This window comes from Hymenobacter setariae (assembly GCF_007713685.1).
In the GTDB taxonomy this organism is placed as follows: domain Bacteria; phylum Bacteroidota; class Bacteroidia; order Cytophagales; family Hymenobacteraceae; genus Hymenobacter; species Hymenobacter setariae.
The window spans coordinates 388638-401596 of the sequence record NZ_VMRJ01000005.1 but is presented as its reverse complement, the minus strand read 5'-3'; the positions used below and the strand labels follow the sequence as shown (position 1 = coordinate 401596).

The 12959-nt window shown below is 60.0% G+C and carries 9 protein-coding genes; 2 read left to right on the top strand and 7 right to left on the bottom strand.

Going from position 1 to position 12959, the window contains the following annotated elements; all coding sequences use genetic code 11:
* Window positions 1-14 precede the first annotated feature (14 nt).
* From FNT36_RS20255 to FNT36_RS20240, 4 genes are all read right to left on the bottom strand, one after another.
* The gene (locus FNT36_RS20255) at window positions 15-995 is read right to left on the bottom strand and encodes an FAD binding domain-containing protein (RefSeq protein WP_144851467.1); all 981 of its coding nucleotides are present in this window, start codon (window positions 993-995) and stop codon (window positions 15-17) included.
* 6 nt (window positions 996-1001) lie between these two features.
* On the bottom strand, window positions 1002-1655 hold the full coding sequence (locus tag FNT36_RS20250; protein WP_144851465.1) for a (2Fe-2S)-binding protein: 654 nt from the start codon (window positions 1653-1655) through the stop codon (window positions 1002-1004).
* A gap of 174 nt (window positions 1656-1829) precedes the next feature.
* Window positions 1830-2981 (bottom strand): BamA/TamA family outer membrane protein, encoded by a 1152-nt coding sequence (locus FNT36_RS20245; protein WP_144851463.1) that lies wholly within the window; start codon window positions 2979-2981, stop codon window positions 1830-1832.
* 192 nt (window positions 2982-3173) lie between these two features.
* Entirely contained in the window at window positions 3174-3968 is a 795-nt protein-coding gene (locus FNT36_RS20240; RefSeq protein ID WP_144851461.1) for an oxygenase MpaB family protein, read from the bottom strand.
* 300 nt (window positions 3969-4268) lie between these two features.
* On the opposite strand from FNT36_RS20240, the gene FNT36_RS20235 reads away from it, so the two are divergent.
* The gene (locus FNT36_RS20235) at window positions 4269-5948 is read left to right on the top strand and encodes a T9SS type A sorting domain-containing protein (protein WP_144851459.1); all 1680 of its coding nucleotides are present in this window, start codon (window positions 4269-4271) and stop codon (window positions 5946-5948) included.
* Between the two features lie 72 nt (window positions 5949-6020).
* Here FNT36_RS20235 and FNT36_RS20230 read toward each other — a convergent pair whose 3' ends face one another.
* Together FNT36_RS20230 and FNT36_RS20225 are read right to left on the bottom strand one after the other, a co-directional pair.
* A complete protein-coding gene (locus FNT36_RS20230) occupies window positions 6021-8450 on the bottom strand; it encodes a M1 family metallopeptidase (protein WP_144851457.1) in 2430 nt (809 codons plus the stop codon).
* 119 nt (window positions 8451-8569) lie between these two features.
* On the bottom strand, window positions 8570-9175 hold the full coding sequence (locus FNT36_RS20225; RefSeq protein ID WP_233636103.1) for a HupE/UreJ family protein: 606 nt from the start codon (window positions 9173-9175) through the stop codon (window positions 8570-8572).
* Between the two features lie 263 nt (window positions 9176-9438).
* Here FNT36_RS20225 and FNT36_RS20220 point away from each other — a divergent pair, with 263 nt between their 5' ends.
* Window positions 9439-10281 carry a hypothetical protein gene (locus FNT36_RS20220; protein WP_144851453.1) on the top strand — a complete coding sequence of 281 codons (843 nt, stop codon included), beginning with the start codon at window positions 9439-9441 and terminating at the stop codon, window positions 10279-10281.
* Between the two features lie 56 nt (window positions 10282-10337).
* Here FNT36_RS20220 and clpB read toward each other — a convergent pair whose 3' ends face one another.
* Window positions 10338-12947 carry an ATP-dependent chaperone ClpB gene (gene clpB, locus FNT36_RS20215; protein WP_144851451.1) on the bottom strand — a complete coding sequence of 870 codons (2610 nt, stop codon included), beginning with the start codon at window positions 12945-12947 and terminating at the stop codon, window positions 10338-10340.
* Window positions 12948-12959 lie beyond the last annotated feature (12 nt).

The window sequence follows — 12959 nt, the reverse complement described above, 5'->3', positions numbered from 1 at the left end:
AGTTGATAACTGGCTTAGGCGGCGACTTCTAGCAGCGCCCGCACGATGGTGCGCTGGGCCAGCTCGATTTTGAATTTATTATGCTCGCGGGGCGCGGCGTCGCGCACGGCCAGGGCCGCGGCAGCGCGGAATGTATCCTCGGTGGCGGCCTTGCCAACCAAGGCTTTCTCGACGGCGGGCACTCGCCAGGGCACGGTGCCCACGCCCCCTAGGGCCACCCGCGCCGAGCGGATAGTGCCGCCTTGCACATCGAGCCCCACGGCCGCGCTCACCAGCGCGTAGGCGTAGCTAGCCCGGTCGCGCACCTTGAGGTAGTGCGACTTGCGGGCGTGCGCGGCGGCCGGGATGGTGATGGCCGTGATGAGTTCGCCGGGCTGCAACTGGTTTTCGATGTGCGGCGTCTTGCCTGGCAGCTTATAAAAATCGGCCAGCGGCACGGTGCGCGTGGCGCCCTTGGCGTTTTCGAGGGTCAGCTTGGCTTCGAGGGCCACCAGCGCCACGCACAAGTCGGAGGCGTGGGTGGCAATGCAGCTCGTGCTGCCCCCTAGGATGGCCAGCGTGCGGTTATCGCCGTCTTGGGCGGGGCAGCCCGAGCCGGGTACCCGCTTGTTGCACGGGAAAGCCACGTCGCGGAAGTAGCCGCAGCGCGTGCGCTGCAACAGGTTACCACCCATGCTGGCCATGTTGCGCAGCTGCGGCGAGGCTGAGGCCAGCAGCGACTGCGAAATGACTGGGTAGTTTTGAACCACCAGCGGGTGCTCGCCCACGTCGCTCATGCGTTCGAGCGCGCCGATGCGCAGGCCCGTGGCCGAGTTTTCGACACCTAGGAGCGAAAGTTTATTCAGGTCGACCAGCAGAGAATGCTGCTCGATGTTGGACTTCATCAAGTCGATGAGCGAGGTGCCGCCGCTGATGAAAGCCGCGTGCTTGTCGCTCTGCGTAGCGGTGGCAGCTTCTTTAGTAGAAGCGGCCTGAGTATAGGCGAAGTTATTCATAGTAGGTTAGCCTTTTGCTTGTTGGCCAGCTACTTCGCGCACGGCGGCCAGAATATTGGGGTAGGCGCCGCAGCGGCAGATGTTGCCGCTCATCCACTCGCGGCACTGGTCATCGGAAGTGGCGTGGCCTTCTTTCACGCAGGCCACGCCCGACATAATTTGGCCCGGTGTGCAGTAGCCGCACTGGAAGCCATCGTGCTTGAGAAACGCCTCTTGCATAGGGTGCAGGTCGTCGCCCTTGGCTAGGCCCTCGATGGTTGTGATTTCCTTACCCTGGCTCATCACGGCCAGCGTGAGGCAGCTATTTACCCGGCGGCCATCCACGAGCACCGTGCAGGCGCCGCACTGGCCGTGGTCACAGCCCTTTTTGGTGCCGGTCAGGTCCATATACTCGCGCAGGGCGTCGAGCAGTGTAGTGCGGGGCTCCAGCCGTAGGTTTTTGGCCTGGCCGTTGATATGGAGGCTAACGTTGGTTTGGCCTGAAAGAATAGGGCTGGCTGGGGCCATTTTGTCGGCAATGGCTTCGGCCTGGCCGGCAATGGGCGGTACTAGGGCAAAGCCTAGAATGCCGCCGCTCTGCTTAAGGAAAGAGCGGCGCGAAGGGCCAGTCGACGGCGGCGTGCCGGCCGCGTCGGGAGTTTGGTCGTTGGGATAAGACATCAGAAATAGCGCGTGGTGAAGCTGTTTCTAGGTACGCAAAAGCGTTACCCGCCGTTTAGCTTTACCCAAGTATTTCTTGCACAAAATCTGCTATATAGCGGCTACTTATAGTGGCTCTTACTAGCCCACAACTACTCCCCCTCTTCCTAATGGCAGCTAGATAGGCGCCGCTTTCTAAAACACCTCGCCTAGGTTAAAGAAAACGCCATTGGAACCCTCAAGCCCCCAAGCATAGTCTACGGCCAAATAGGTGCCCACCTTTTTGCTCAAACAAAGCCGGATGCCGGTACCGCCCGCTGGGGCCACGCGCCCGTAGCCAGTGCTGGGGTTGCGAGCCGACTGCCCATTCACGAACACCACGCCGCCCAGCACCCGCGAGCGCGTGAGGTTGAAGCGGTATTCTGTTTCGCCATATACCAGGCTCGTGCCCCGGAAGCGCCCTTGGATGTAGCCGCGCCCAGTCACGCTGTAGGTATCCCAGCCGGTGGCGGGCAGGTCGAGGTAAGGCGCCGCCTGGCCTAGGGCAAAGTCGCCGTATACCCAAAAGGCCAGCACATTGCCAGCCGGCCCCAGTTGAAAATAGCGCCGCGTATCGCCCTGCACAAAGCGGTAGTTGGCATCCGACCCTAGGGCCCGCAAGTTGGTGCGCAGCGCAAAAAACAGGTAGCTCTCGCCCGCGGCCGGGCGCTGGGCATTGGCGCGGCTATCGCGCAACACAGACGCCACCAGCCCCGACGAAGTAGAGCGTCCCGCTACCCCAATATCATAGCCCGAAATTTGCGTCAGCGTCTGCCCATCTTGATTAAGGCTCTGGATGTTCCAGCGCGTATCCAAAAAGTACCCTACCCCCACGTACAGGGGCCCCGTGGCCCCCAGCCGCCGGTAGTAGCTCTGGTGCACCCGCAACAGGTTGTAATCCATGGCGATGTAGTCGTCTTCGTGCGCATTGCTGCCAAGGCCGTAAGTGCGCTGCGGGTAATGCAGCAAGCGGTAGTCGGCCAGCCACAGGCTGCGGTTGTGGGCGGTCCAGAGCGGGCCATTCACGGCCAGAATAATCTGGCGGTTCTGGGTGTAGGTGAGCGTCGTAGAGATGGCCGACAGGTTGGCATCGGGCTGCTGAAAGGCCACACTGGCCGTCACCGACGCCAGCAGCCGCGCCTCCAGGGTATAGGCCACGGCCGGCAGCACCACCAGCGAGCGCGGCTTACGCACCTTGGCCGAGTCGCTAGCCGGTCTAGGGTGCTTGCGTGGGAAAACCTTGTGCACCAAGTCGCCAAAGTCCTCGGTGGGCGCCGGAGCTTGCCCCTGGGCAACCAGCGAAGCCACTAGAAACGCTGCTAGAGCCAGAAGGCGTAAAAAAATCATCACCTACGTTCGCGCGGGGCGGCTGCTACTTGCAGCTCGGAGCCCCTGGGCAGGGGCTACCCCAATGACCAAGCAAAGGTCGCGCCGCGGGCCCGTTCTACCACACACCGCACGTCCACAGTAAGCCGAGATTTCGTGGTGCTGTGCAGGGATTTAGTGCGTCTGCAGCATCGGCGGGCGCACTAGCTCGGGCCCCCGGTCCAAAGCCAAAATTTGCGCCCGGTACTTGGCTGGCATCAGCGAGGTGCGCGCCCACCTACCTAGGGCCAGGTGTTGCGTGGGCCGATATAGCGGCAGCACCAGCGGCATCCACGACCAACGCCCCAGTTGCAGCAGCTCGCGCACGCGGGGCGGGGTCACGAAGCGCTGTGCTTGCAGCACCAGCTCGTAGCGAAAGGCCCCTAGGTGGCGCCGGTATTGGCGGTAGAGGTCGGCGGTGTAGTCGCTCACTACTAGGTCATTGTCGAGGTGCGCCTGGCGGGCCTGCTGCCACTCAGCATAGGTACCGGGCACTTCTGGGATGCCCATGCGCTGGCCCATGCGGAAGAAAACGTCTACAATCTCCTCCTTTTCGGCGGCCGTGAGCGGTCGCTCCAGCGCCTCAAACACGCTGATGGAGTAGGACGTGAGCATGAATAGCACGTCGCGGTAGGCCCAATCGGGAATGCGCATGCCGCGCTTCTGCTCCACCGCCGCATGAATGCCCACGATGGTATCGATGGCGTGCTCGGCCGCCGCCCGCTCCGCAAACACGATGCGCCGCGCATATTCTACCGTCGAAAACAGGCGACCTAGGGGGTCGGCCGGCAGCTTGCCCGTGAAGTAGAGCCAGTCTACCGCTTTATTCAATGCAAACTCGGCCGCCGACCCCGCGAAGATAAATAGCACCGTGTCGGCCTTGCTCCAGATGCGGCGCACCACCGAATCGAGCTTTACGAAATACTCCATATCAATTCGCAACAAGTAACCAGGGGCAGGAAGTGCCAACCAGCTCAATAAACAAAAGAACTTTGCATTACAAAGTTAATGCATGTACAGGATACATCTAGCAGATGCGCTCTCTTACCCCTCTTTATTTTATCTACTCTTTAAATACAGTTAATTTATAAGCATAACGCATCAGCTTATACTATAGTAGAGTAGGGAGAAAAGAAGAACAATTTCTATGTTTTGCTGAATACACTAGCGCCTTATAAACCATACTTAAAGAGGCCAGTAGCTTTGTTTTTTCTGCCCTTATCACCTTTCATGAAAAAACTACTACCTCTTTTAGTAAGCCTCTTTCCGCTTGCTGCTACTGCCCAAGTTGCACCGGGCTGGGCATCGGCTACCAGCCTTCCTATCACGCCCGCTTTCGCTATTCAGCCTTCCTACGCTGTCGATGCTGCTGGCAACACATACTTAGCGGCTACGTTCAGGCAGAGCATCACGCTGGCTCCTAGCACAGCGCTCACCAGCCAGGACTCCCAGTTTGGTTTGCCATCGCAAGATGGAGTAATAGCTAAGTACAGCCCCACAGGTAGCCTGCTATGGTATCGCCAGCTGAGCAGCGCCGAAACCGATTCGTTTCAAAAGGTCATCATCGACGCTAGTGGCAAAGTAGTGCTGCTAGGGCTGGCAGGCAACGGCGCTCAGCTCGGCACTACCACCTTCAGCACCAGTGCCTTTGGGTCGGTGCTAACCCTCACGCAGCTAGATGCCCAGGGCCAAGTGCAATACATACGCGAAATAGGCGACGCCACCCTTATGATACCGGCCAGCCTAGCTAGCGATGCAGCCGGCAACTACTATGTAAGCGGCACCTTTGGCCTAGATGCCACATTTGGAAGCTTCTCCCTCAGCACTATCACCTCCACCGGCTACGGCCTAGACCAGTTCGTTGCGAAGGTATCGGCGGCCGGTGCGGTGCAGTGGGCCCAGCAGGGCGGGCGCGTTCAAGTAAGTAGCACTGGCACTGCTACTGCGTTAAGCCACCTGGTAGCTGACCCTAGCGGCAACGTGTACCTTGTGTGGACTACCGCACCCACCGCTGGCGGCTTCGGTACGGTGAGCATGCCAGCTGCCAAAGGCGACTACGACGGCCTGGTAGTAAAATACGATACTCAGGGAGCGCCGCAATGGGCCCAGCGGGTTGGCGGCGCGGGCGCCGATATCGCAACGTATGCGGGCCTAGATAGCAATGGCCGGCTGGTGGTACCCGGCTTCAGCGCGCCCGCTGGTGCGCTGGCTAGCCCTGCCACTGTTGCCTCAACGGTGGCTACCACTGGCTTCGTAACGGTGCTCGACCCAACCGCGGGTGCCGCCGTGTGGTCGCGCGACCTGCAGGCCACGATGGCCGGGGCCTACCGCAGCATGACCGCCGACGCATCTGGCAACATTTACTTGGCCGGGCATTTTAAGGGCCAGGGTGCCGTGCCGGGCAAGTCACTACTGGGCACTTCCAGCCTTGACGCCTTGATAGTCAGCTATTCCTCCAACGGCACTTTGCGCTGGACGCAGCAAAGCAGCGGCACCGGCGACGAAATACCCGTGAGCATCGCGCTCGATGGCACGAACCGCCTGGTGGTGCCCGGTATTTTCAACAATGGTGGCTTGTTTGGCAGTACGGCTCTTACTTCTACAGCCACAGCAGCAAATACTGGCACCCCCTTCGTGGCGTACCTAGGTAGCGTGGTTACGGCCACGCGCACCGAGCACATCGCCCCGCTCGCCCTCTACCCCAACCCTGCTCCTACAGCCACGACCGTGCACCTACCCGCCCTACCGGTCGGCACTCAGGTCACGCTCACCGATGGCCTAGGTCGGGCAACGCACTGCCAACCCACCGGCACTACTCTGCCACTAGCCGGCTTAGCCCCTGGCCTCTACGTAGTGCAGGCCACCGCACCCAGCGGCGAGCGGTGGACTAGTCGCCTCGTAGTAGAATAACTCTTCTTAGCAAGCACAAAAAAGCGCCAGCCGAACTTCGACTGGCGCTTTTCTTGTCACTAAACCTCTCTCCTACCGGCTGCCATTGGTGCTGGCGGGGCGGGCCTGCCGCCCGTCGGGGTTAGGCTTGTTTTCGCGGCGCTCAAGCGGAGTAGCCGGCGCAGGTGTAGCGGTGGTGGCCCCAGCGGCTTGCATGGGGTTCTGCGGCTGGCGGGCATTGTTGCCGGCCTGCCCAGCCTGGAACAGCTCGAAGCGCGTGGGCGCCGCCTGGCGCGGGAAGGAGTTGTTGCTCAAGTCGGTGTCGGCCGTTTGCTGGTAAGGGTCAATCACAAACGACACCACATTCTTGGGCGTGATGATGATTTTGCTTACCTGCTCGTTGTTTTTGCGCCAGATTTCGGCCGGGATGGTCGATAGCTCCTGCGAGCCGTCGTCGTAGGTCATCTGGATAACCACGGGCATTACTAGGCCGCCCACGTTGCGCAAACTCAGCTCATAGAAGTTAAGGTTGCCATTGAGGCGCTGCTGCTGCTGGGGCGTGAGGGTGCTCAGGTACTGGAAGTAGCGCTGCTTGTCGGCCTCGGTCACGGCCAGCGGGTCGTAGCTATTGTAGAAGTCCTTGAGGTCGGGCTTCTCATCTACTACTGTCGATTTGATGTCGGTAGCGTTGCGCTGGGCCGAAAGGCTAGGCACCTGGCCCTGGCGCTCGTTCTGTAGCCGGGCGTTCTCTAGGCCGGGGTTTTTGGTGTTAGGCTTGTAAGCCTTCACGGCATCTAGCGAAATATCTACACGGTCGGTGGTGTAGAACCAGCCGCGCCAGAACCAGTCGAGGTCCACGGCCGAGGCATCTTCCATGGTGCGGAAAAAGTCGGCGGGCTCGGGGTGCTTGTAGGCCCAGCGGGTGGCGTAGGTTTTGAAGGCGTGGTCAAACAACTCGCGGCCCATCACCGTCTCGCGCAGGATGTTGAGCGCCGTAGCAGGCTTGCCGTAGGCATTATTACCAAACTGCAGCACCGATTCCGAGTTGGTCATAATCGGGGTTTGCAGGCTCTTATCTGTGCGCATGTAATCCACCATGTTGCGGGGCTCGCCGCGGCGGCTGGGGTAGTTGCGCTCCCACTCTTGCTCGGTGAGGTACTGGCAGAAGGTGTTGAGGCCCTCGTCCATCCAGGTCCACTGGCGCTCGTCCGAGTTCACAATCATCGGGAAGAAGTTGTGGCCCACTTCGTGGATAATTACCGAAATCATCCCGTATTTCCGGTCGGCCGAGTAGGTGCCGTCCTTCTCGGGGCGGCCGCCGTTGAAGCAAATCATCGGGTACTCCATGCCGCCCACTGGCCCGTGCACCGAAATGGCCACCGGGTACTCGTAGGGGATGGTGAACTTCGAATACGTCTTGATAGTGTGGGCTACCACCTCGGTTGAGTACTTGCCCCACAGCGGGTTGCCTTCCTTGGGATAGTAGCTCATACACAGCACGGGCTTGCCGCTCTGCGTGATTTCCATGGCATCCCAAATGAACTTGCGCGACGAGCACCACGCAAAGTCACGCACGTTTTTGGCAGCGTAGGTCCAGGTTTTGGTGCCCGTAGCGCGACTGCTCTCGTTTTTGGTAGCTTCTTCCTGGCTCACGATGAGCACGGGCTTCTTGGCGCCTTTGGCCTGACCTAAGCGGCGCACTTGGGTGGCCGATAGCACCTGCGCCGCGTTCTGCAAGGTGCCGGTGGCGCCCACCACGTGGTCGGCGGGCGCGGTAATGCTCACGCGGTAGTCGCCGAAGGGCAGCGTAAACTCGCCGTTGCCCAGGAACTGCTTGTTCTGCCAGCCCTTAGCATCGGAGTACACGGCCATGCGGGGGTAAAACTGCGCGATTTCGTAGAGGTAGTTTTTGTCCTCCGGGAAATACTCGTAGCCGCTGCGCTCGCTGATTTTCAGCTGGTCGTTAATGTTGTAGCTCCACTTCACCCCAAAGCTCACCTTCTGCCCCGGCCGTAGCGGCGTGGGCAGGTCAATGCGCATCATAGTGTGGTTGATGGTGTACTTCAGCGCTTTGCCAGCAGCATCGGTCACGGCCGCGATTTTGTAGCCCCCGTCAAACTCAGCCGTGGTTAGCTGCGCATCCAAATCCTGAAACCCTAAGCGCCCGCTCGTAATCTGGCCCACCTGCGTGGCGTAGGTTATCGAGTTCTTGGCCAAGATGTTCTGGTCGAGCTGCACCCAGAGGTAGGTGAGCACGTCGGGCGACAGGTTGGTATAGGTAATCGTCTCCGAGCCGGTGATGGCCTGCTTCTGGTCATCGAGGGCAACCTTGATGTTGTAGTCGGCGCGCTGCTGCCAGTACTGGGGGCCGGGCGCGCCGCTGGCCGTGCGGTACGAGTTGGGGGTAGGCAGCATCGTTTCGAGCTGCGCAAATTTATCGGTGCCCGAGTTGGTGTTCTGGGCCCGCAACGCGGTGGGCACCAGCCCCAACGCCAGGCCGCCAGCCAGGAGTAGAGAACGCATGAAAAGTGGGGATTACTGAAAAGTTAACAGCTAAGGTCGGCGAATTTACGCTGGAGTTGCGGCAAGGGCGTGGGTAACAAGCATAATAGATAACAGGAATGATTTCACCCTTATTTCTATCACCCATTTAACAGCTGCACTAGCAGCAGCAGCGCAATGCCCAGCGCCGCGCCGCTAGTCGTGAGCACCCAGTCGCGCCGAGCAGCGCCAAAGCCGCGCAGCACCACAAACCCCAGCAGCAAAATGATGCTCACCACCAGTAATTGCCCTAGCTCTACCCCTAGGTTGAAGGAAAGCAACTCCGTGACCGGCCGGCTATTAGCGCCGAGCAGCGACCGTAAGTAAGTGGAAAACCCTAGGCCGTGGATGAGGCCAAAAGCCAGCGCCAGCGCATTGGGGGCGGCCCATATCACCGAGGTAGGCCGGCGCGGGCGGCGGCTATCGTCGCGGCCGGCTTGCCTCATGTCGAGCAGCGCCGTGAGCATAATGGTGACTGGAATCAAGGCTTCTACCACGGGCGAGTTGGTACCTACCACCCCTAGGGTAGCCAGTGCCAGCGTGAGCGAGTGCCCCACTGTGAAGCTTGTGACGAGCGCCACCACGCGCCGCCAATCGGTCAGGGCGTAGGGGGCACATAAGGCCAGCAAGAAGGTGAGGTGGTCGGTGGCCTGCCAGCTCCAGATGTGCCAGAAGCCGAGCTGTAAGTAAGTTGTGAATACAGACATCAAGGGCAAATGTCGCAGGCAGCATCGACATGCTGGTTATCGGTTGGTAGCCCTCGGCGCGTGGTGCCATCCCCTACTTCGCAGTCCACGCTGCTAGTGATTTCACTTAAAATTACCATAGTAGTTGGTTGACCTTTTCGAATTAAGAATGGTCAAAGGATGTAGGCCTAGGAATCCATTAGCCAGCAATAAAGTAACCTGACACTATATTGCTGGCATTTTCTCATCAATCAATTGCTTATTGTCAAATATTACTCTTAAACATGTTTTCATCATTACGCAACCTAGGAATCCTTCTATTACTACTCACGTGCATTTCGACCAGTAAGGCGCAAACTTTACCTGCCTCCACTACTTCTACCTCCGCTACCTTTACCCGCGCCGACACGGCCCGCGCCATTCGAAAGCTGTTTAAGAGCCGGCGCGGCGGCGGGGCTGGTTGGCTGGGCTTTGGTACGGCTAGTATTCTGGCCTCTACCCTGCCGGCCTTGCAAACCACCAGTGCCGGCGTCTGGACGCCGGGGGTTGTAGCGGGTTCCGCATTCATGCTCATTGGGCTAAACAAACGCATTCAGTTCCGGCCCGGCCGCGAGCGGCAGGTGCTCCGCGAGCTAGCGGCCACCGGGCACTTGCCTACGAGCGTGTCCCGGCGTTTACGCGGCAATTTTGCACCGCTACGTGGCTTGCCATCCGATTACGACCCGCTTTCGGCTCCCGGTATTCGCCCTGCTGCGGTGGCACTAGGGCTTACGCCGGCCCAGGTAGCCGAAGCCGCTCGCGCCGATACGCTACGGGCTATCAACCGCTTGTTTGAGCGTCGCCGTAAGGGTGGTAAAAGATGGAACTACCTTGGCCTTGCTGGCATCCTATCCATGACTCGCGCCCTCGCCAGTCCGAGCATCGACGGCAGCCACGTGGACGGCGGTAGCCTAGCTATTCTGGTTGGCGGTTTCGTCGCCGCACCGGTTGCTATCGGCGTAACCAATCTGGTAACCTATAACGAAGCGCGCGAGAGTGAGATTGAAAATGCGTACCGCTCCGGCAAGCCGTTGCCGAAAAGGATTCGACAACGAATTAAGAAGAAAGACTTACAGCCATTAGACTAATAGAAAAGCCCCGCCAGCGACTGCTAGCGGGGCTTTTCATTCAAACTAACCGTAGGTTACACCGTCGGCAACTCCACGTTCTCGAAGTGCACGGCACCGTCTTCGAGTACGGCTTCTACCACGGCGTCTTTGCTCACTTTGCCGGAGAGTATCTCCTTAGATAGCTCGTTCAGAATCACGCGCTGGAGCACACGCTTGAGCGGGCGGGCGCCGAACTGCGGGTCGAAGCCCTGCTCGCCTAGGTAGTCGAGTACCTCGTCGGTGGCTTCGAGGCTGATGCCGGCCTCTTGCAGACGCTGCTGGATTTGCTTGAATTGAATATCAACAATCTTGCGGATTTCCTTGCGCTTGAGCGGCTGGAACATCACGATTTCGTCGATGCGGTTCAGGAACTCGGGGCGCATGTGCTGCTTGAGGCGCTCCACTACTTCCTCGCGGGTGCGGTCCACCACTTCCTCGTGGTTGTACTCGTTCAGCTCCTTGAAATTGCGCTGAATGATGTCGGCCCCCGTGTTCGAGGTCATGATGATGATGGTGTTCTTGAAGTTCGCCACCCGGCCTTTGTTGTCGGTGAGGCGGCCATCGTCGAGCACTTGCAGCAAGATGTTGAACACGTCCGGGTGCGCTTTCTCAATCTCGTCGAGCAGCACCACCGAGTAGGGCTTGCGGCGCACGGCCTCCGTGAGCTGGCCGCCCTCGTCGTAGCCTACGTAGCCGGGAGGCGCGCCGATGAGGCGCGATACGGCGTGGCGCTCCTGAAACTCGCTCATGTCGATGCGCACCATCGCGTTCTCGTCATTGAACAAGTACTCGGCCAAGGCCTTGGCTAGCTCGGTCTTACCTACCCCGGTGGTACCCAGGAAGATAAACGAGCCGATGGGCCGCTTGGGGTCTTGCAGGCCGGCCCGCGAGCGGCGCACAGCATCCGAGATAGCGGCGATGGCTTCGCTCTGGCCAGCTACGCGGCGGCCTAGCTCATTTTCGAGGTTGAGCAGCTTGTCGCGGTCCGATTGCAGCATTTTGCTCACCGGGATGCCCGTCCACTTGGCCACTACCTCGGCAATGTCCTCGCTGGTCACCACTTCTTGCAGCATGCCACCACCGTCTTTGTTAGCGTTGGCTTCTTCCTGCAACTGCTTGAGCTTCTGCTCGGCCTCCTGGATTTTGCCGTAGCGCAGCTCGGCCACGCGGCCGTAGTCGCCTTGGCGCTCGGCCTGCTCGGCTTCTGTCTTGAAGCGCTCGATGTTCTCTTTCTCGGTCTGGATATTGGTCAGGACGGATTTCTCGCCTTCCCACTTTGCCTTCAGCTCGTCCCGCTGGGTACCTAGCTCGGCTAGCTCCTTGCTGAGCACGGCCTCGCGGTCCTTGTTGTCTTCGCGCCGAATGGCCTCGCGCTCAATCTCCAGCTGCATGATGCGGCGCTGGATTTCGTCGAGCTCCACGGGCATGGAGTTCAGCTCGATGCGCAACTTGGCGGCGGCCTCGTCCATGAGGTCGATGGCCTTGTCGGGCAGGAAGCGGTCGGTGATGTAGCGGCTGCTCAGCTCCACGGCCGCAATCACGGCATCGTCGGTGATGCGCACGCCGTGGTGCAGCTCGTACTTTTCCTTGATGCCGCGCAGGATGCTGATGGCGTCGGGCACGCTCGGCTCATCCACCATTACGGCTTGGAAGCGGCGCTCCAGGGCCTTGTCTTTCTCGATGTATTTCTGGTATTCCTTGAGCGTAGTGGCGCCGATGGCGTGGAGCTCGCCGCGGGCCAGGGCGGGCTTGAGCAGGTTGGCGGCGTCCATGGCGCCTTCGCCCCCGCCACCGGCCCCAATTAGGGTGTGAATCTCGTCGATGAACAGAATAATCTGGCCTTCGGCATCGGTCACTTCCTTGATAACGGCCTTGAGGCGCTCCTCAAACTCGCCCTTGTATTTGGCACCGGCCACGAGCAGCCCTAGGTCGAGGCTCATCAGGGTTTTGTCTTGCAGGTTCTCGGGCACGTCGCCGGCCACGATACGCTGGGCCAGGCCTTCGGCGATGGCGGTTTTACCTACGCCGGGCTCGCCGAGCAGCACGGGGTTGTTTTTGGTGCGGCGCGACAAAATCTGGAGTACGCGGCGAATTTCCTCGTCGCGCCCGATAACGGGGTCCATCTTGCCGCTGCGCACGCGCTCGTTCAGGTTGATGGCGTAGCGGTTGAGGCTCTGGTACTGCTCCTCGGCGGTTTGGCTGGTGACCTTGCGGCCCCCGCGCAGCTCCTGGATGGCGGCTTTCAAGTCGCGCTCATTGAAGCCATTGTCTTTGAGCAGGCTAGCCACACTGTCTTTGCCGCCTAGAATGCCCAGCAGCAGGTGCTCGACGGACACGAACTCGTCGCCCATGTCCTTCATCTGGGTATTGGCGCGCTGCACGGCGTTGGCCGCGTCGTTGGCCAGGTAGGGCGAGCCGCCGCTCACCTTGGGGTAGGCGTTCACGATGGCATCGAGCCGCTGGCCGAGGTTGGCCATGTTGGCGCCCAGTTTCTTACCTAGGAAGGCAAGGGTGTTCTCGTCGTTTTGGAGCAAAGCCTTCAGCAGGTGGCCCGTTTCGATGGCCTGCTGCTGGTTGGCTCCGGCAATCTCGGTGGCCTTCTGCACGGCCTCCTGTGCCTTGATGGTGAAGTTTTTAAAGTCCATTGGTTTGCTTAG

What these genes read in the sequence shown, in the direction of transcription:
- FNT36_RS20225 (WP_233636103.1), bottom strand. Translation starts at nt 9,175, where the DNA reads ATGTCTGTATTCACAACTTACTTACAGCTCGGCTTCTGGCACATCTGG.
- clpB (WP_144851451.1), bottom strand. Translation starts at nt 12,947, where the DNA reads ATGGACTTTAAAAACTTCACCATCAAGGCACAGGAGGCCGTGCAGAAG.
- FNT36_RS20255 (WP_144851467.1), bottom strand. Translation starts at nt 995, where the DNA reads ATGAATAACTTCGCCTATACTCAGGCCGCTTCTACTAAAGAAGCTGCC.
- FNT36_RS20240 (WP_144851461.1), bottom strand. Translation starts at nt 3,968, where the DNA reads ATGGAGTATTTCGTAAAGCTCGATTCGGTGGTGCGCCGCATCTGGAGC.
- FNT36_RS20250 (WP_144851465.1), bottom strand. Translation starts at nt 1,655, where the DNA reads ATGTCTTATCCCAACGACCAAACTCCCGACGCGGCCGGCACGCCGCCG.
- FNT36_RS20235 (WP_144851459.1), top strand. Translation starts at nt 4,269, where the DNA reads ATGAAAAAACTACTACCTCTTTTAGTAAGCCTCTTTCCGCTTGCTGCT.
- FNT36_RS20220 (WP_144851453.1), top strand. Translation starts at nt 9,439, where the DNA reads ATGTTTTCATCATTACGCAACCTAGGAATCCTTCTATTACTACTCACG.
- FNT36_RS20230 (WP_144851457.1), bottom strand. Translation starts at nt 8,450, where the DNA reads ATGCGTTCTCTACTCCTGGCTGGCGGCCTGGCGTTGGGGCTGGTGCCC.